Origin of the sequence: Leisingera sp. ANG-M7 (assembly GCF_000813965.1) — a bacterium.
In the GTDB taxonomy this organism is placed as follows: Bacteria; Pseudomonadota; Alphaproteobacteria; order Rhodobacterales; family Rhodobacteraceae; genus Leisingera.
This window is the reverse complement of sequence record NZ_JWLI01000013.1, coordinates 118,738-135,702: the sequence shown is the minus strand read 5'-3', so window position 1 is coordinate 135,702 and position 16,965 is coordinate 118,738. Positions and strand designations below refer to the sequence as shown.

The 16,965-nt window shown below is 65.9% G+C and carries 16 protein-coding genes; 9 read left to right on the top strand and 7 right to left on the bottom strand.

What is annotated here, in order from left to right:
* Positions 1 to 3 precede the first annotated feature (3 nt).
* On the bottom strand, positions 4 to 2,931 hold the full coding sequence (locus RA26_RS16130) for an error-prone DNA polymerase (protein WP_039185298.1): 2,928 nt from the start codon (positions 2,929 to 2,931) through the stop codon (positions 4 to 6).
* Positions 2,932 to 3,152: 221 nt separating this feature from the next.
* Here RA26_RS16130 and RA26_RS16125 point away from each other — a divergent pair, with 221 nt between their 5' ends.
* Together RA26_RS16125 and RA26_RS22740 are read left to right on the top strand one after the other, a co-directional pair.
* Positions 3,153 to 3,617: a DUF1203 domain-containing protein gene (locus RA26_RS16125; RefSeq protein ID WP_039185295.1), complete on the top strand. Its 465-nt coding sequence runs from the start codon at positions 3,153 to 3,155 to the stop codon at positions 3,615 to 3,617.
* 128 nt (positions 3,618 to 3,745) lie between these two features.
* Entirely contained in the window at positions 3,746 to 4,048 is a 303-nt protein-coding gene (locus RA26_RS22740; RefSeq protein WP_152612647.1) for a hypothetical protein, read from the top strand.
* Between the two features lie 92 nt (positions 4,049 to 4,140).
* On the opposite strand, the gene RA26_RS16120 is transcribed toward RA26_RS22740, so the two are convergent.
* Positions 4,141 to 5,070, bottom strand: coding sequence for an ABC transporter ATP-binding protein (locus RA26_RS16120; RefSeq protein WP_039185292.1), 930 nt, complete (start codon positions 5,068 to 5,070; stop codon positions 4,141 to 4,143).
* Between the two features lie 71 nt (positions 5,071 to 5,141).
* Here RA26_RS16120 and RA26_RS16115 point away from each other — a divergent pair, with 71 nt between their 5' ends.
* Positions 5,142 to 5,324 (top strand): zinc-finger domain-containing protein, encoded by a 183-nt coding sequence (locus RA26_RS16115; RefSeq protein WP_039185289.1) that lies wholly within the window; start codon positions 5,142 to 5,144, stop codon positions 5,322 to 5,324.
* Positions 5,325 to 5,455: 131 nt separating this feature from the next.
* Positions 5,456 to 5,941, top strand: coding sequence for a flavodoxin family protein (locus RA26_RS16110; RefSeq protein WP_039185286.1), 486 nt, complete (start codon positions 5,456 to 5,458; stop codon positions 5,939 to 5,941).
* 19 nt (positions 5,942 to 5,960) lie between these two features.
* On the opposite strand, the gene RA26_RS16105 is transcribed toward RA26_RS16110, so the two are convergent.
* The gene (locus RA26_RS16105) at positions 5,961 to 6,326 is read right to left on the bottom strand and encodes a hypothetical protein (RefSeq protein WP_152612646.1); all 366 of its coding nucleotides are present in this window, start codon (positions 6,324 to 6,326) and stop codon (positions 5,961 to 5,963) included.
* Positions 6,327 to 6,513: 187 nt separating this feature from the next.
* On the opposite strand from RA26_RS16105, the gene polA reads away from it, so the two are divergent.
* On the top strand, positions 6,514 to 9,321 hold the full coding sequence (gene polA, locus RA26_RS16100; RefSeq protein ID WP_039185282.1) for a DNA polymerase I: 2,808 nt from the start codon (positions 6,514 to 6,516) through the stop codon (positions 9,319 to 9,321).
* A 339-nt stretch (positions 9,322 to 9,660) separates the two neighbouring features.
* Here polA and RA26_RS16095 read toward each other — a convergent pair whose 3' ends face one another.
* The 3 genes from RA26_RS16095 to RA26_RS16085 form a co-directional block, all read right to left on the bottom strand.
* The gene (locus tag RA26_RS16095) at positions 9,661 to 9,897 is read right to left on the bottom strand and encodes a DUF2798 domain-containing protein (protein WP_039185280.1); all 237 of its coding nucleotides are present in this window, start codon (positions 9,895 to 9,897) and stop codon (positions 9,661 to 9,663) included.
* A gap of 90 nt (positions 9,898 to 9,987) precedes the next feature.
* Positions 9,988 to 10,224 carry a DUF2798 domain-containing protein gene (locus RA26_RS16090; RefSeq protein ID WP_039185451.1) on the bottom strand — a complete coding sequence of 79 codons (237 nt, stop codon included), beginning with the start codon at positions 10,222 to 10,224 and terminating at the stop codon, positions 9,988 to 9,990.
* Between the two features lie 106 nt (positions 10,225 to 10,330).
* Positions 10,331 to 11,083, bottom strand: a complete 753-nt coding sequence (locus RA26_RS16085) for a hydroxypyruvate isomerase family protein (protein ID WP_039185278.1) — start codon at positions 11,081 to 11,083, stop codon at positions 10,331 to 10,333.
* A 213-nt stretch (positions 11,084 to 11,296) separates the two neighbouring features.
* Between RA26_RS16085 and RA26_RS16080 the strand changes: the two genes are divergently transcribed.
* A complete protein-coding gene (locus tag RA26_RS16080) occupies positions 11,297 to 11,611 on the top strand; it encodes a cupin domain-containing protein (RefSeq protein WP_039185276.1) in 315 nt (104 codons plus the stop codon).
* 3 nt (positions 11,612 to 11,614) lie between these two features.
* Here RA26_RS16080 and RA26_RS16075 read toward each other — a convergent pair whose 3' ends face one another.
* Positions 11,615 to 12,199, bottom strand: coding sequence for a DUF1285 domain-containing protein (locus RA26_RS16075; RefSeq protein ID WP_039185274.1), 585 nt, complete (start codon positions 12,197 to 12,199; stop codon positions 11,615 to 11,617).
* A 64-nt stretch (positions 12,200 to 12,263) separates the two neighbouring features.
* Between RA26_RS16075 and RA26_RS16070 the strand changes: the two genes are divergently transcribed.
* The 3 genes from RA26_RS16070 to RA26_RS16060 are packed head-to-tail and all read left to right on the top strand — an operon-like array spanning position 12,264 to position 16,965.
* Positions 12,264 to 13,271, top strand: a complete 1,008-nt coding sequence (locus RA26_RS16070; protein ID WP_039185272.1) for an AAA family ATPase — start codon at positions 12,264 to 12,266, stop codon at positions 13,269 to 13,271.
* Positions 13,268 to 14,161: a DUF58 domain-containing protein gene (locus RA26_RS16065; RefSeq protein ID WP_039185270.1), complete on the top strand. Its 894-nt coding sequence runs from the start codon at positions 13,268 to 13,270 to the stop codon at positions 14,159 to 14,161. Before RA26_RS16070 ends, RA26_RS16065 begins: the two co-directional genes overlap by 4 nt.
* Complete coding sequence (locus RA26_RS16060) at positions 14,158 to 16,965, top strand: DUF4159 domain-containing protein (RefSeq protein WP_039185267.1); 2,808 nt, start codon at positions 14,158 to 14,160, stop codon at positions 16,963 to 16,965. Before RA26_RS16065 ends, RA26_RS16060 begins: the two co-directional genes overlap by 4 nt.

Sequence of the window (16,965 nt, the reverse complement as noted above, 5' to 3'; positions counted from 1 at the left end):
TACTCAATCGCCCGGCCCGCCCCCTGGACTGCCGCCCGTGTCCTGCGGCGTCAGCAGATGCCGGATCAGCGCCACCGGATGGGCCCGCAGGGACAGGCGCATGGCGACGTAATCCTCCACCACCTCCTCGCCCAGACCCATCTGCGGCAGGTCGGCGGCCGGTTCATAGATCCCCTCGCCCTCCAGCTCGCGGGCAAACAGCGGCAGCGGTTTGCGGGCGGTGATCGCCTTGGCGGCCCACAAGGCCTCGCGCCGGTTGAGGCCGAGCGCGGCAAAGGCATCGGCTTCTGCCAGCCGCTCGATCACCGGCGGCGCAATGCCGGCCTTGCGCCAGACATCCTCCACCTCGTGATAACCGTTGCCGCGCGCGGCCGTGAGCCAGGCGGCGTCCTCGTCGCGCAGGCCCTTCACCTGCCGGAACCCCAGCCGCAGCGCCAGGCCGCCGTGGCCGTCCGGTTCCATCACATTGTCCCAGTAGGAGTTGTTGATGCAGACCGGGCGCACCTCGACGCCGTGCGCGCGGGCATCGCGGACGATCTGGGCGGGCGCGTAGAACCCCATCGGCTGCGCATTCAGCAGCGCGCAGGCAAAGATCCCCGGATGGTGGCATTTAATCCAGGCCGAGGCATAGACCAGCAGCGCGAAGCTGGCGGCATGGCTTTCGGGAAAGCCGTAGGAGCCGAAGCCCTCGATCTGGGAAAAGCAGCGTTCGGAGAACTCCTGATCATAGCCGTTCCTGGCCATGCCGCGCAGGAACAGAGAGCGGAATTCGCTGACGTTGCCGTGCTTCTTGAAGGTCGCCAAGGACCGCCGCAGCCGGTCTGCCTGCTCCGGCGTGAAGCCCGCGCCAACGATGGCGATCTGCATCGCCTGCTCCTGAAACAGCGGCACGCCGAGGGTCTTGCCCAGCACCTCGCCCAGCGCGTCGGAGGGGAAATGCACCGGTTCCTCGCCATTGCGGCGGCGGATATAGGGGTGCACCATGTCGCCCTGGATCGGGCCGGGGCGGACAATGGCCACCTCGATCACCAGATCATAGAAATTGCGCGGCCGCATCCGGGGCAGGAAGTTCATCTGCGCCCGGCTCTCGACCTGAAAGACGCCGATGCTGTCGGCGCGGCACAGCATATTGTAGACCGCCGGGTCCTCCGGCGGCAGGGTGGCCAGGCTGTAGTCCAGCTGGTGGTGCTGGCGCATCAGATCAAACGCCTTGCGGATGCAGGTAAGCATGCCCAGCGACAGCACATCGACCTTGAGAATGCCCAGCGTGTCGATGTCGTCCTTGTCCCAGCAGATGACCGTACGGCCCTCCATGGTGGCATTTTCAATGGGCACCAGCTCATCCAAGCGGCCTTGGGTTATGATAAAACCGCCCACATGCTGGCTGAGGTGGCGCGGGAAGCCGATGATCTGCTCCACCAGCTGCAGGGTCAGCTGCAGGCGGCGGCTGTCCGGGTCCAGCCCGATCTCGCGCATCCGCTCGGCCTCTACCCCTTTGCTGCTGAAAAAACCCCAGAGCTGCGAGGACATGGCAGAGATGGTGTCCTCGGTCAGGCCCATGGCGCGGCCCACCTCGCGGATGGCGCGTTTGCCGCGGTAGTGGATCACCGTGGCGCAAAGCCCCGCGCGGTGGCGGCCGTAGCGTTCATAGATCCACTGGATCACCTCCTCGCGCCGCTCATGCTCGAAATCCACGTCGATGTCGGGCGGCTCGTCGCGGGCCTCGGAAACGAAACGCTCGAACACCATGGTGCCCAGTTCCGGGCTGACGGAGGTGACGCCCAGGCAGTAGCAGACCACCGAGTTTGCCGCCGAGCCGCGGCCCTGGCAGAGGATCCCGCGGGAGCGGGCAAAGGCGACGATGTCGCGCACGGTGAGGAAATAGGGGTCGTATTTCAGCTTGGCGATCAGGGCGAGTTCATGCTCCAGAAGCTGGCGCACCTTGTCGGGCGCACCGCCCGGGTAGCGCCAGCTGAGGCCTTCCTCCGCCAGCCTGCGCAGGCGCTGCGGTGGGGTTTCCTGTTCGCGGCCCTCGTCCGGGTAGTCATAGCGCAGCTCATCCAGCGAGAAGGTCAGCTGCGCTGCCAGATGGGCGGCATTATCCACCGCTGCCTCATAGCCGCGGAACAGGCGGCGCATTTCCGCGTCCGAGCGCAGGCGCTGCTCCGCGTTGGCCATGGCGGCGCGGCCCAGGGTTTCGACCTTGCAGCGCAGGCGGATGGCCGTCAGCACATCCCCCAGGCGGCGGCGGCTGCCGTGGTGCATTTTGGGCGCGGCGCTGGCCAAGGGGGGCAGGTTCAGACGGGCGGCCAGCTCTGCCAGCTGCGCAAAGCGCGCCCGGTCGCCGCCGTCATAGGCGGGCGCCATCATCAGGTGCATGCGGGAGCCAAAGCGGCGCGTCAGCCCGTCCATATGCGGCGCCCATCCATCCGCGCCGCCGGGCAGATGCTGCGTTTGCGGCAGCAGCAGCAGGTGGAGGCCGTCAGCGAATTCCAGGAGGTCGGCAAGGTGCAGGGTGCAGCTGCCCTTTTGCGCCCTGAGCCGTCCGGTTGAGAGCAGCCGGGTCAGGCTGCCCCAGCCCACGCGGGTCACCGGCAGCGCGATCACCTCCGGCGCGTCGGTGAGGATCAGCTTTGCTGCCGGGATCAGCCGCACGGTTTCGTAAACCGGGAAGGAGGCGGGCTGCGGAATGCCCGCGGGCCGCGGCGGGCCGATGGGGGTGTGCGTGCGGTCCCAGGCCTGCCGCTCCCGCACCCGTCGCGCGATGTCGCGGCACGCCGCATGGGCGCGCACGATGCCCGCCACCGAGTTTTCATCCGCGATGGCAAAGGCGCCGAGCCCCAATTCCAGCGCGCGGGCGGCGTATTCCTCCGGATGGGAGGCGCCGGTGAGGAAGGTGAAGTTCGAAAGGCAGGCGAATTCGGCAAACATGCAGACATGATATTCCCGTTTTGTTCTCATGTGGAGTCCTGCTGGAATGCGGTGCCGCGCCGCGCGTCCGCGCGGCGCCCCGGCCCAACGGCCGCAGGGCAAACCAATGCCTGCGCGGCGGGCAGGAGGACTTTACTCCAACTCACTGCGGGATGCGCAAGATCCGGGTCGATTGCCGCCCTGCGGTTCGGGCAGGGTGCTGGCAGCAAAGGAGAAACCCGATGACCAAAATCACCGCCCTGCCCACCGATATCGTCCGCGCCCTGCAGGAAGGCGGCCCTGACGCCCACGCCCAGATGCCGGAGCGCACAGTGTCCGACGGCGGCGGCAACCCCTGCCGCCACTGCCTGCGGTACATTCCCGAGGGCAAGGAAATGCTGATCCTCGCCCACCGCCCCTTTCCCGCGGCGCAGCCCTATGCCGAGACCGGGCCGATTTTTCTGTGCGCAGACCCTTGCGATCGGCATGAAGGGACGGAAGTGCCGGAGGTGCTGGAAAACGCGCCGGACTATCTGATCAAGGGCTACAGCGCCGGGCACCGCATCGTTTACGGCACCGGCATTGTCATCCCGCAGGCAGAGATGATGGCGCAGGCCGAGGCGATCTTTGCCGATGAGCAGGTGGACTACATCCACATCCGGTCGTCGCGCAACAACTGCTACCAGGCGCGGATTGACCGGGGGTGAGGGGTTGGCGGCGGGCGGCGGCTGCGGTATCTCACTCCGTCAGCCAACGGCAGAACTGAGCCCACTTTGAGAACTTTCTGCATTGCAGCCAATGTCTACTTCGGCGTTCTATATCAGAAGGAGCTAAGATGACACAGGACGATCAGATAGCCCTGATACAAGCGATTGGAAAAGCAATCACTGATCTAGATGATTCAAATGAGCTTGTGCTTTGCTCCGATGATCCGACTAACTGCGCAACGAAAATTGCTAGCTCGGTGCGCCATGTAGTTCCTAATACAGGCCTAAATTCTTCGGAAATGCTTGGCATTAGATCACTCATTCTCCATGCAATATCAGACAAGCGGTTCTTTGATTGGGAAATGCCAATATTAACAGGTTTCAGTGCAGAGCAATTCAAAGCGATTGCAGATAAGTTGCCGAGAGAGTGAAATGCGGCGAGACAAGCCAAACCGGAAATTGAAGCAGTAACTGCGGACGGCAGTAAAGTCCCGCACCCGGTCACCAGGCAGAAGCCTCCCTCTCACCCCGCCTTGGTCAGCGACAGGAACACATCCTCCAGATCGGCTTCCTCGGTCTTCACGTCGCGGATCGAAATCCCCGCCGCATGCACCGCGGCCAGCACCTCCTCGGCGCTGGTCGCCTGGCTGCGGTAGCGCAACGCGACAGCGCCGTCTTCGCGCAAGTCCGCCTCGATGCCCGCCCCCTGCGGCAGCACCGTCACGGGCACCGCGGGCTGCACCACCATGGTTTTGGCGTCCAGCCGGCCCAAGAGGCTGGACTTGGTATCGCGTGCCACCACCTCGCCCTGGTTGATGATGGCGATCTCGTCGCACATCTCCTCGGCCTCCTCCAGGTAGTGGGTGGTGAGGATGATGGTCATGCCCTGCGCGTTCAACTTGCGGATGTTCTCCCACAGTATCTGGCGCAGCTCGATATCGACGCCCGCGGTGGGTTCATCCAGCACCAGAACCGACGGGCGGTGGACCAGCGCCTTGCCCAAGAGGAGCCGCCGCCGCATGCCGCCGCTCAGGGTCCGCGCATAGGCCTCTGCCTTGTCCTCCAGACCGATCATCCGCAGGATCTCGTCGCTGTGGCGTTCACCTTTCGGCACGCCGTAAAGGCCCGCCTGCACCTCCAGCGCGCCGCGCGGGGTGAAGAACGGGTCGAGGTTCAGCTCCTGCGGCATGACGCCGATGGCAGCGCGGCTCTGGCGCGGGTTTGCGTCCTGGTCAAAGCCCCAGATCGAGACCGAGCCGGAGGTCTTGCGCACGAGGCCTGCGAGGATGTTGATCATCGTCGATTTGCCTGCGCCGTTCGGCCCCAGCAGGCCGAAGACAGAGCCGCGCGGCACTGTCAGGTCGACGCCCTTGAGCGCGTGCTTCTCCGGCTGGCCCTTGTGGCCCTTGTAGATTTTTCGCAAAGCTTTGATCTGGATTGCGTCCGCACTCATCGCCGCTCTTGCCCCCGGTTTTTCCTTGGCTCATAAAAGCGCCTAGCCGAAAAGTGAAAGGACTGCCAGCCATGAGCACCGAAGCGCCGGAAACCAAGATTGTGAACAGCCGCAAGGTTGCGTGCGACGGCAGCGAAGGCGCGCTGGGGCATCCGCGGGTCTATCTGCAGATCCCCGAGGCCGAAGGGTTCGTGGAATGCCCCTATTGCGACTGCAAGTTCATCTATGAGGACGCGGCCAAGGCGGCGGAGTGATCCGGGCCGCCCAAGGTTTCACGGACCGTGTCCGGGAACCGGAAAATTCGAATTTTCCGGCCAAATTTCTTTGAAGAAATTTGCCTGCGTCCGGTAGTGTCCGGTGCGGGAAACAAGCGCGGGCAGCGGAAATGGCACAGCTTCTGATCGTCTACCACTCACGCACCGGCGGCAGCCGCCGGATGGCGGAGGCCGCGTTTGAGGCTGCGCGCGGTGAGACCCCGACGGTTCTGATGCGGGCCGAAGATACAGGGCCGGAGGATCTGCTGGCGGCGGATGGCTATCTCTTCTGCGCGCCGGAGAACCTGGCGGCGCTGTCCGGCCAGATGAAAGAGTTCTTTGACCGCTGTTATTACCCGGTTCTGGGACAGATCGAGGGGCGTCCTTATGCGCAGATGGTCTGCGCCGGGTCGGACGGGGAGAACGCGGCGCGGCAATGCGCCCGGATCGCCACCGGCTGGCGCCTGAAAGAGGTGCAGGCGCCGCTGATCATCTGCACCCATGCGCAGACGCCCGAGGCCATTCTGGCGCAGAAGGTGATCCCGGAGGATCAGCTGGAGGCCTGCCGCGAGCTGGGGCTGGCCCTGGGGGCTGGTCTGGCGATGGGGGTGTTTTGAGCCTGCCGGTCAGGACGTCTCATTTGACAAACCAGAAATCGCCCAGCCGGGTGCCGGAGGCGGCAAACATGCCGCGGTAGGTGCCGTCCGGCAGCGCTCCGGCCAGGGCACACAGTTCCTGGCCCTTGCGGAATTCTGCCCAGCGGCTGCAGATTCTGTCCCCGTCCAGCCGCCAGGTGCCTGTGTCCTCTCCCAGCCGCGGGATCGTGACCTCAAAGGTGCCGTCTGTCCGCAGGACCGCGGTGCCGGACAACGCCAGCCGGGTGAAGGAGATTTTGCGGTCATGGGTGAAGAACGCCTGCAGTTCCTCAGCCGTGAGCATCCGGACCTCGTCGCGGCAGCCGGACAGCGCCGCAAGCAAGCCTATGAGAAGGATCCATCGCATGACATCAGATAGGCACGGGGTCCGCGCGGGGGCAACTGCCCGGCCGCGGCAGCGGATCACATCCCTGTGCGCCGGATTGTGCCCATGCGGGTGGCAGCAGCGGGCAACAGGGCGATTGCGGATGGCGGCTGGATACTGAATAACACTGTCCAAACCACCACGCGCGAAAGAACCGGGGAGCAGCACAATGAGCGGGACACAATTCGGCAAGGGCTGCCATCTGCATCTGATCGACGGCTCGGCCTTCATCTTCCGCGCCTATCACGCGCTGCCGCCGCTCACGCGGAAATCCGACGGGCTGCCGATCGGCGCGGTCGCGGGCTTCTGCAACATGCTGTTCAAGCAGGTGGAGGACAACAAGGGCCCGGATGCGCCGACCCATGTGGCGGTGATTTTCGACTATTCCGGCAAGTCGTTCCGCAACGAGATGTACGATTTGTACAAGGCCAACCGCCCGCCCGCGCCGGAGGATCTGGTGCCGCAGTTCCCGCTGACCCGCGAGGCGACCCGTGCCTTCAACATCGCCTGCAAGGAGATCGAGGGTTTCGAGGCTGACGACATCATCGCAACGCTGGCGCATCAGGCGCGCAATGCGGGTGGGCGCTGCACCATCATTTCCTCCGACAAGGACCTGATGCAGCTGGTCGGCGGCGGCGTCGAGATGCTGGACGCGATGAAGAACAAGCGCATCGACAGCGACGGTGTGGTGGAAAAGTTCGGCGTCGGCCCCGACCGGGTGGTCGATGTGCAAGCGCTGGCGGGCGACTCGGTTGATAACGTGCCGGGTGCGCCGGGGATCGGGATCAAGACCGCCGCGCTGCTGATCAACGAATTCGGCTCCTTGGAGGAGCTGCTGGACCGCGCCGAAGAGATCAAGCAGCCCAAGCGCCGCCAGACGCTGATCGAGAAGCGGGACCAGATCGAGCTCAGCAAAAAGCTGGTGCAGCTCGACTGCAATATGGCGCTGGATTTCACTCTGGATGATCTGGAGGTGAAGGAGCCGGATGCGGACACCCTGCTGACGTTCCTTTCTGAGATGGAGTTCCGCACGCTGTCGAAACGCATGGCGGATCAGCTGGGCATGGAGGCGCCGGCGATCCCGGAGGCCCCCGCCGCAGCGGCGGCCAGTGCGGCGGCAGCGCCGGAAGCGGTGCCGTTCGACAAAGAGAAATACGAATGCGTCCGCGACGCAGGCGCGCTGCAGGTCTGGATCGACCGCATCCGCGAGCGCGGCTGGGTGGCGGTGGATACCGAGACCACGGGTCTCGATGAAATGGTCGTCGATCTGGTCGGCATCTCGCTGTGCGTGGAAGCGGGCGAGGCCTGCTACATCCCCTTGGCGCATAAGGCCGGGGGCGATGATCTGTTCGGCGGCGAGGGCCTGTCCGAAGGGCAGATGCCGCTGGACGAAGCCGTCGCGCTGCTGAAACCGGTGCTGGAGGATCCGGCGGTCCTGAAGATCGGCCAGAACATGAAATACGACGCCAAGATCCTGCACCGGTACGGGGTGGACGTGGCGCCGATCGACGACACCATGCTGATATCCTATGCGCTGCACGCTGGCATGCACGGGCATGGCATGGATACGCTGTCCGAACGCTATCTGGATCACACCCCAATCCCGATCAAACCGCTGTTGGGGACCGGCAAATCGGCGATCACCTTTGACCGGGTGCCGATTGAGGACGCAGTGCCTTATGCGGCTGAGGATGCCGATATCACCCTGCGCCTGTGGCAGGTCTTCAAGCCGCAATTGCATCAGGAGCGGGTCACGACGGTCTATGAAACGCTGGAACGGCCGCTGGTGCCCGTGCTGGCGGATATGGAGCGCAACGGCATCAAGGTGGACCGCGATACGCTCTCGCGCATGTCCAATGCGTTCGCGCAGAAGATGGCCGGGCTGGAGGCGGAGATCCATGAACTCGCGGGCGAGACCTTCAACGTCGGCTCGCCCAAGCAGCTGGGCGAGATCCTGTTTGACAAGATGGGGCTGGAAGGCGGCAAGAAGGGCAAGACCGGCGCATATGCCACCGGCGCGGATATCCTGGAGGATCTGGCGACGGAACACGACCTGCCCGCGCGGGTGCTGGACTGGCGGCAGCTTTCCAAGCTGAAATCGACCTACACGGACGCGCTGCAGGACCATATCAATCCCGACACCGGCCGGGTGCATACGTCTTATGCCCAGACCGGGGCCAGCACCGGGCGCATGGCCTCGACCGATCCGAACCTGCAGAATATTCCGGTGCGCACCGAGGAAGGCCGCCGCATCCGCGAGGCCTTTGTGGCGGAAGAGGGCAATGTTCTGCTGTCGCTCGACTACAGCCAGATCGAGTTGCGGATCCTGGCGCATATGGCCGGGATCGATGCGCTGAAACAGGCCTTTGCCGAAGGCGTCGACATTCACGCGATGACCGCGTCGGAGATGTTCGAGGTGCCGCTGGAGGAGATGACGCCGGAAATCCGCCGTCAGGCCAAGGCGATCAACTTTGGTGTGATCTACGGCATCTCGGGCTTTGGCCTGGCCCGCAACCTGCGCATTCCGCGCAAGGACGCGCAGGGGTTCATTGACCGCTATTTCGAGCGCTTCCCGGGCATCCGCAAGTACATGGACAGCACCGTCGAGTTCGCCAAGGAGCATGGCTATGTGCAGACCCTGTTCGGGCGCAAGATCCACACCGCGGAAATTAACGCGAAGGGGCCGAAGGCGGGCTTTGCCAAACGCGCCGCGATCAACGCACCCATTCAGGGCACCGCGGCAGACGTAATCCGCCGGGCAATGATCCGGATGCCGGAGGCGATTGCCCATCTGCCCGCCCGGATGCTGCTGCAGGTGCACGACGAACTGCTGTTCGAAGTGCCGGAGGCGGCCGTGGAGGAGACCATCGAAACCGCGCGCCAGGTGATGGAAAACGCCGCCGATCCGGCGGTGCATCTGGACGTCAAGCTGGTGGTGGACGCAGGCCGCGGTTCGAACTGGGCCGAAGCGCACTGAGGCAGATTTGCCTAGGCCGGCGGGGCGCTCCCGCCCGGCTTCGATCTGACGACCTCATCCCGTTGGGCATGGCGCCGCTGGCGCGGCGCGGATTGTGCCGCACCCTCGCCACGCCGGGTCAAGGGAGGCGCAGCCTCCGCGCGGCCAGCGCGGCTTGCCCTTGACGCGGCCCGCCCTGAAAACAATCGGCAGCGCCCCTCAAGGGCAGACCTGCCCTTAGGGGCTTCTCAGCGAAATCTCTGTGCGCCGCGCCAGCGGCGCCGCGCCCAACCGGAGTTGCTGCATCTTTGGTGCAGCTTGCGGCGGGCGGGAGTTTCCCTGCCCTTTTACCGCCCCGTTTCAGCTGCCCGCGGGCTGCTTGACCAGCTTGGCAACCAGCCTGCGCACCAGGGGTGCGGCGGTGAAGGCGACAGCGAAGGCAATCGGCCAGCTCAGGCTCCAGGCCTGCATCCAGGCATTGCCGAAACCTGTGCCGAAACCCAGCGCCTTCCAGGTCGCGACACCGGTGACGATGAAGGACATCATCCCTGACAGGATCAGGCTGAACAGCACGGGTGCAAAACGGGCAGGGAGCATGGGCGGGATCCTTTAACTGTTGCGGCACCTTATGCCGTGCCGGAATACACATTTCAATTAACGAATATGTATTTCGCCGTGCCGCGGGCATCATGCCGCATCCGGCGGGCGGATGGCGATGGCCACGATCCGGCGCACCAGCGGTGCCACCATCAGCACAACCGGAAAGGCCACCGGCCAGCTGTAAGCCCAGGCGGTGAGCCAGGCGGCGGCAAAGCCCTCGCCTGCGCCGGCAACCCGCAGGGTGGATATGCCCGACACGATCGAGGACATCATCATCGACATCAGGAAGCCGGACAGAAGCGGGGCAAAGCGGGCGGGGATCATGGCGGTCTCCTTGGCAGCGGGGTGCTGCCGGAGATATGCGGTGCCGTGAATGAGAAACAATCTGCGCCGCTGCACAGATGTCTGCGCAGGCTGGCCGGGCGGGCGGTCAGCCCATCCAGCCCAGGCTGTCCTCGGTGCGGCGGGTCGAGGGGGTGTATTCGGCGCTGACCCAGCCGCCATAGCCGCTGGCGTCGATGGCTTCGAACAGCTCCTGGAAATCCACCGGCCCGGTGCCCGGTTCGCAGCGGCCCGGCGCGGCGCCGATCTGCACATGCACGGCACGCGGGCCGAAAGTCTCCCACACTTTGAGCGCGTCGCCGTGGATCATCTGCGCGTGGTAGGCGTCATACTGCAGGCCGACGTTGGGCCGGTCGACCACATCCAGCACGTCGATTGCCAGGTTGTAATCGTCAAGGAAATAGCCGGGCTGATCGCCGCTGTTCAGCGGTTCGATGGTGAACTGCTGTTCCGGCGCGCGGTCGGCGGCCCATTGCAGGTTCTCGATGAAGGTCTGCTGCGCCGTATCGCCTTTGGCGTAGCCCGCCATCACGTGGATCTTGCCCGCCTTCAGCGCCTCGGCGTAGCGCAGCACCCGGCGGATGTCGCGCTGAAACCGGTCGACGCCTTCGGGAACCGCCGCATAGCCGGGCATACCGCCGGTGTAATTCGGGGGCGGCGCGTTGATCAGCAGGAGCCGCAGCCCGTTGGCCATCAGCGCGCGCTGGGTTTCCTTGGCGGCGATTTCATAAGGATAGAGGATCTCCACCGCGTCAAAGCCGGCAGCCGCCGCGGCCTGGAACCGGTCGAGATAGGGCAGCTCAGCAAACAGCAGCGAGATATTGGCCGCGAAGCGGGGCATAGGATTCTCCTTGTTGACTGATGGTCTAGCGCCGTGCGGCGGGGCAGCCAAGTCGTCAAAAGTGCAGAATTTTCCTATTTAACTTTCGTTAACCGAAGGCGGGCTGGTTTTTACCGCCCGGCAATCTGGCAACTGGCAGCATTGGCGCGCGCAAGTGGAGATAACGCCCCGGCCCGCAGCTGGCCTAGGCTGGCCCCATCACTGGAGGGTGCCATGTGCGATACGAAGGGAACTGCCAAGCCGGTCACCAGAATTGACAACAGCCGGGTCCGCGTGACCGAGTGGCATTTTGCCAAGCGGGGCGACAACACAGGCTGGCACCGGCACGAATTCGATTATGTCGTAGTACCGCTGATTGACGGGGTTTTGGAAATCGTGCACCCGGACGGGTCGCGTACAGAAGCTGTGATGCAGCACGGGGTGCCCTACTTCCGCCAAGCCGGAATCGAGCACGATGTCATCAACGGAAATAGCTTTGCTTGTGCTTTTGTCGAAACCGAGCTGCTGGAGAAGGCTCCCTCCAGCTGAGGTTCAATCCCCGTCCAGTTCAGCAGACGGAATCAGCGGGAAGAACTTGCCGCCGGACCAGACACCGAACCAGCCGTCATAGTGTTCGCCCAGATCCGCCAGCCGGTAGAAGCTCTTGCGGTCGATCAGCGCCTCAAGGCCCGCGCGGATCATGACGTAGGGGGATGGTTCGCCGGATTCGGGGTCGCGCTCTGCCCGGATCATGTGGTCCGGCCCGGCTGCGGCACTGTCGCCGATGTTGGTGGTGAAGGTGATCACCTGATCGCGCCCCTGCCCGGCCACATCGAAATCCACCGCCACAAAGGGCGCGTTCTCAACGGTGATGCCGACCTTTTCAACCGGGGTCACAAGGTAATACTTGCCGTCTTCCAGCTTGAGAATAGAGGCAAACAGCTTGACCAGCTCGAACCGGGTGAAGGGCGTGCCGAGGTAGTACCACGCACCGTCGCGGGCGATGCGGATGTCCAGATCACCGCAGAACGGCGGGTTCCACAGGTGGACGGGCGGCAATCCCTTGCCCTTTCCGGCCGCTTTTGCCGCCGCGGCAAGGCCTTCGGCATCGGGGGTCACGGGTTTTTGTCCGCTCATTGCTTTTGCCATTTCCTGTCAGCACGATAGAGTAACAGCATATATCCGGGAAACGAGGAATGTCATGCCTGAAACGGACGATCTGCTGGGTGGTATCGAAGCGCTGGAAGCCAAGCTGCAAGAGGCGCGCGCGTCGATCACCAAACGCTTTATCGGACAGGAGCGGGTGGTGGACCTCACACTGTCGGTGCTGCTGTGCGGCGGCCATGGGCTGCTGATCGGCCTGCCAGGACTGGGCAAGACCCGGCTGGTGGAAACCCTCAGCACGGTGATGGGGCTGGATGGCAACCGCATTCAGTTCACACCGGACCTGATGCCCGCCGACATTCTGGGATCCGAGGTGCTGGATACGGGCCAGGACGGCCACCGGTCGTTCCGCTTTGTGCCGGGGCCGGTGTTCTGCCAGCTGCTGATGGCCGATGAGATCAACCGCGCCAGCCCGCGCACCCAATCGGCGCTGCTGCAGGCGATGCAGGAGCGGGAGGTGACGGTGGCGGGCGAGGACCGCTCCCTTGGGGCGCCGTTCCATGTGCTGGCGACCCAGAACCCGATTGAGCAGGAAGGCACCTATCCGCTGCCGGAGGCGCAGCTGGACCGGTTCCTGTTGCAGATCGACGTGAATTACCCGGACCGCGCGACTGAGCGGGATATCCTGCTGGCGACCACCGGCGTTGAGGAAGACAAGGCCTATCAGGTGTTTACCGCCGCTGAGCTGATCGCAGCGCAGACCCTGCTGCGGCGGATGCCGGTGGGAGAATCGGTCGTCGAAATGATTCTGGACCTGGTGCGCGCCTTCCGGCCCGACGAGCCTGGCGTCTCTGACCATGTGGCGCAAACCGTGGCCTGGGGGCCGGGCCCGCGGGCGGCGCAGGCCTTGATGCTTGCGGTACGGGCACGGGCGCTGCTGGAGGGGCGGCTGGCGCCCAACGCAGAGGACGTGCTGGACATGGCGAAACCGGTCCTCAGCCACCGGATGCAGCTGAACTTTGCCGCCAGGGCGCGGGGTGAGAGCCTGGCAGCGCTGATCGAGGAAACCGCGAGCGAACTGGCCCGGACCGGGGCCGCCGCGTGACGAGGCCTGCGGCCTCTGACGCTGCAACCGGATTGCGGCACCGGGCGGAGGCCGAGGCCAGCGCCCTGCCGCCGCTCTTGGTGCAGGCGCGGCATCTGGCAGGCTCTGTCCTGATGGGCGAGCATGGCCGCCGCCGGGCTGGAACAGGGGATGATTTCTGGCAGTACCGCCCGGCGCAGGCCGGCGACAGCCGCCGGATGATCGACCACAGGCGTTCGGCAATGGGCGACGTGCAATATGTGCGCGAGCGCGAGTGGCAGATTGCCCAGACGGTGCATCTGTGGGTGGATACCGGCGCCTCGATGCGCTTTGCCTCCGCGCCCAAGCTGCCGCAGAAGGCAGAGCGCGCGCGGCTCTTGGGCCTCGCCGCCGCGGTGCTGATGGTGCAGGGCGGCGAACGCGTGGGCCTGACGGGCGGCACCCTGCCGCCCCGGCGCGGCAATGTGCAGGTCCTGCGTCTGGCAGAGGCCCTGATGAACGACGATGCAGAGGATTACGCCCCGCCCGGCCACCGGGCGCTGATCCCGCATGCGCGCGCCTTGTTCATCTCGGATTTCCTGGGGCCCTATGAGCCGATGGAGCAGGCGCTGTCCAAGGCCGCCGCACGCGGGGTGCGGGGGGTGCTCTTGCAGGTGCTGGACCCGGCAGAGGAGGCTTTCCCATTCGCAGGCCGCACGCTGTTTCAGAGCATCGCGGGCGGTGTCACACATGAAACACTGAAGGCCTCTGCCCTGCAGGAGCGCTATCTGGACCGGCTGGCAGAGCGGCGGGACGCGCTGGAGCGGCTCTGCCGGGAGGCCGGCTGGCGGTTCGGGCAGCATCACACGGGCGATCCGGCGCAGGCGGCGCTGATGTGGCTTTACCATGCACTGGAACGGACCGCGCCATGACCATGATTGCAGGCATCGGCTTTACCGCGCCCTGGCTGCTGCTGGGCTTGCTGGCCCTGCCGGTGCTGTGGCTGCTGTTACGGGCGATCCCGCCTGCGCCGAAGCGCCAGCCGTTCCCGGCGGTGACGCTGCTGCTGGGGCTGAAGGATGACGAGAGCCTGTCGGACCGCACGCCGTGGTGGCTGCTGCTGCTGCGCCTTCTGGCGGTGGCCGCGGCGATCATCGGCTTGGCCGGGCCGGTGCTGAACCCCGCGACCGAGGATGCGGGCGGCAGCGGGCCGCTGCTGATCGTGATGGACGCCAGCTGGGGCGGCGCGGCGGGCTGGAAACAGACCAGCGCCCAGGCCGCGGTGCAACTGGACGAGGCCGGGCGGGCGGAACGCCCGGTGGCGGTCCTGCGCCTGAGCGCACCGGAACCCCTGCAGTTCCGCGCCGCAAGCGGCTGGCAACGGCAGCTGGCCGGGCTGGCGCCGCTGCCCTGGCAGCCGGGTCCGGAGCAGCTGGCGCACGCGCTGGAGGCAATTGGCGCCGCCGAGGGCGGGTTTGACACTGTGTGGTTCAGCGACGGGTTGGATTATCCGGGCCGCGACGGGTTGATCGAGGCGCTGGGGCAGCGCGGCGAAGTAGAGGTTTTTGAGCAGCCCTTGCCAGTCTTGGGCCTGATGCTTGCAAGCTACACCGGCGGAACCATTGAACTGACAGTGCAGCGCAGCCGCGGCGGGCCGGCGCAGGAGGTCTCCGTGGTGGCGCAGGGCAAGGATCCAGGCGGCACCGAGCGCAGCCTGACCTCGCTGCCGCTGCGGTTTGCCGATGGCGGGCGCGAGGCCACTGCCGAACTGTCGCTGCCGGCAGAGCTGCGCGCGCGGCTGTCACGGTTTGAAATCAGCGGCGTGAAATCGGCAGGCGCGGTGGCGCTGACCGATGACTCGTTAAGACGGCGGGAGGTGGCGCTGGTCTCCTCGCAAAGCGCCGATGAGGGCCTCGCCCTCTTGTCGCCGCTGCATTACCTGCGCCAGGCGCTGGCGCCCTCAGCCGAGTTGCTGGAAGGCGCGCTGCGGGATCTGCTGCCTGCCAACCCCGATGTGATCGTGCTGGCCGACGTGGCGCGGCTGGCGCCCGCGCAGGAAGAGGCGGTTATTGAATGGGTTGAGAACGGTGGCCTGCTCTTGCGCTTTGCCGGGCCCCGGCTGGCGGCCAGCGACACCGCGCGCAGCGGTGAAGAACCCTTGATGCCGGTGCGCCTACGGATTGGCGGCCGCAGCATCGGCGGCGCCATGAGCTGGGGCGAGCCGAAGACGCTGGCGCCCTTTGGCGAAGACTCGCCGTTCTACGGGCTGGAAGTGCCGCAGGAGGTCTCGATCAGCTCGCAGGTGGTGGCGCAGCCGGATCCGGAGCTGGCCGGCCGGGTGATTGCGGAACTGGCGGACGGCACGCCCCTGGTTACCCGCAAGACGCTGGGCCAAGGCCAGGTGGTGCTGTTTCACGTGACCGCCAACGCAGAGTGGAGCAGCCTGCCGCTGTCGGGCCTGTTCGTGTCGATGCTGGAGCGGCTGGCGGTCTCCTCCTCAGCCGCGCAGCCCAAGGCAGAGGATCTGGAAGGCACCACCTGGACGCCGGTCGAGGTTCTGGACGGTTTCGGCCGGCTGGAGGCCGCAGAGACGCTGCCCGGTGTGGCAGGCCCGGATCTGGTGGCGGCACCCGCGGGGCCGGAGCTGCGGCCCGGGGTTTATGACGGCGGTCGGCGGATGCTGGCGCGCAATGTGCTGCGCCCGGATGATGAGCTGACGGCCGCGCGCTGGCCTGCCTCGGTTGCGGTCAGCGGCTATGGCGCGCCGCAGGAGCTGCCGCTGGGCGGCACACTGCTGACGCTGGCGCTGGGGCTTCTGGCGCTGGACGTTCTAGGCACGCTGGCGGTTTCCGGCCTGCTGGGCCGCGCCCGGACAGCGGCACTGGCGGCAGCACTGGGTCTGGCGGCGCTGGTTCCCGCGCAGGAGCTGAGGGCGCAGGACGCCGCCCTGCCCGCCCCCTCGCAAGCGCAAACCGAAGATGACCTGCAGGCGGCGGCCATTGCCTCGGAACTGGTGCTGGCGCATGTGCTGACCGGCGACGCGCAGGTGGACCGGGTCGCGGCGGCAGGCCTGCGCGGGCTGACGGACACGCTGTTCTTCCGCACTTCGGTCGAGCCCACCGCGCCGGCAGCTGTTGATCTGGAGCGCGATGAACTGGCGTTTTATCCGCTGCTCTACTGGCCTGTCACCCGCGATCAGCCGCTGCCCTCCTCCGAGGCTTATGCAAAGCTGAACACCTATCTTCGGTCGGGCGGGATGATCCTTTTTGATACCCGCGATGCGGACCTGGCGGCCTCTGGCGCGACCAGCCCGGCGGCGCGGCGGCTGCAGCAGATTGCGCTTCCGCTGGACATTCCGCCGCTGGAGGTGGTGCCGCAGGACCATGTGCTGACCCGCGCCTTCTACCTGCTGCAGGCTTTTCCCGGCCGCCATGGGCGCGGCCCGGTCTGGGTCGAGGCGGCGCCGCCGGATGCGGAACAGGCCGAGGGCATCCCCTTCCGCAACCTCAACGACGGGGTGACGCCGGTGGTGATCGGCGGCAACGACTGGGCCGCGGCCTGGGCGGTGGATGATAACGGCCGGCCCTTGCTGCCGGTCGGGCGCGGTTATGCGGGCGAGCGGCAGCGGGAACTGGCGTTCCGGTTCGGCGTCAACCTGGTGATGCATGTGCTGACCGGAAACTACAAATCCGACCAGGTGCATGTGCCGGCCCTGCTGGACCGGCTGGGGCAATAG

What these genes read in the sequence shown, in the direction of transcription:
- RA26_RS16130 (WP_039185298.1), bottom strand. Translation starts at nt 2,931, where the DNA reads ATGTTTGCCGAATTCGCCTGCCTTTCGAACTTCACCTTCCTCACCGGC.
- RA26_RS16070 (WP_039185272.1), top strand. Translation starts at nt 12,264, where the DNA reads ATGCCTGAAACGGACGATCTGCTGGGTGGTATCGAAGCGCTGGAAGCC.
- polA (WP_039185282.1), top strand. Translation starts at nt 6,514, where the DNA reads ATGAGCGGGACACAATTCGGCAAGGGCTGCCATCTGCATCTGATCGAC.
- RA26_RS16085 (WP_039185278.1), bottom strand. Translation starts at nt 11,083, where the DNA reads ATGCCCCGCTTCGCGGCCAATATCTCGCTGCTGTTTGCTGAGCTGCCC.
- RA26_RS16125 (WP_039185295.1), top strand. Translation starts at nt 3,153, where the DNA reads ATGACCAAAATCACCGCCCTGCCCACCGATATCGTCCGCGCCCTGCAG.
- RA26_RS16115 (WP_039185289.1), top strand. Translation starts at nt 5,142, where the DNA reads ATGAGCACCGAAGCGCCGGAAACCAAGATTGTGAACAGCCGCAAGGTT.
- RA26_RS16120 (WP_039185292.1), bottom strand. Translation starts at nt 5,070, where the DNA reads ATGAGTGCGGACGCAATCCAGATCAAAGCTTTGCGAAAAATCTACAAG.
- RA26_RS16080 (WP_039185276.1), top strand. Translation starts at nt 11,297, where the DNA reads ATGTGCGATACGAAGGGAACTGCCAAGCCGGTCACCAGAATTGACAAC.
- RA26_RS16075 (WP_039185274.1), bottom strand. Translation starts at nt 12,199, where the DNA reads ATGAGCGGACAAAAACCCGTGACCCCCGATGCCGAAGGCCTTGCCGCG.
- RA26_RS16105 (WP_152612646.1), bottom strand. Translation starts at nt 6,326, where the DNA reads ATGCGATGGATCCTTCTCATAGGCTTGCTTGCGGCGCTGTCCGGCTGC.
- RA26_RS16090 (WP_039185451.1), bottom strand. Translation starts at nt 10,224, where the DNA reads ATGATCCCCGCCCGCTTTGCCCCGCTTCTGTCCGGCTTCCTGATGTCG.
- RA26_RS16110 (WP_039185286.1), top strand. Translation starts at nt 5,456, where the DNA reads ATGGCACAGCTTCTGATCGTCTACCACTCACGCACCGGCGGCAGCCGC.
- RA26_RS16060 (WP_039185267.1), top strand. Translation starts at nt 14,158, where the DNA reads ATGACCATGATTGCAGGCATCGGCTTTACCGCGCCCTGGCTGCTGCTG.
- RA26_RS22740 (WP_152612647.1), top strand. Translation starts at nt 3,746, where the DNA reads ATGACACAGGACGATCAGATAGCCCTGATACAAGCGATTGGAAAAGCA.
- RA26_RS16095 (WP_039185280.1), bottom strand. Translation starts at nt 9,897, where the DNA reads ATGCTCCCTGCCCGTTTTGCACCCGTGCTGTTCAGCCTGATCCTGTCA.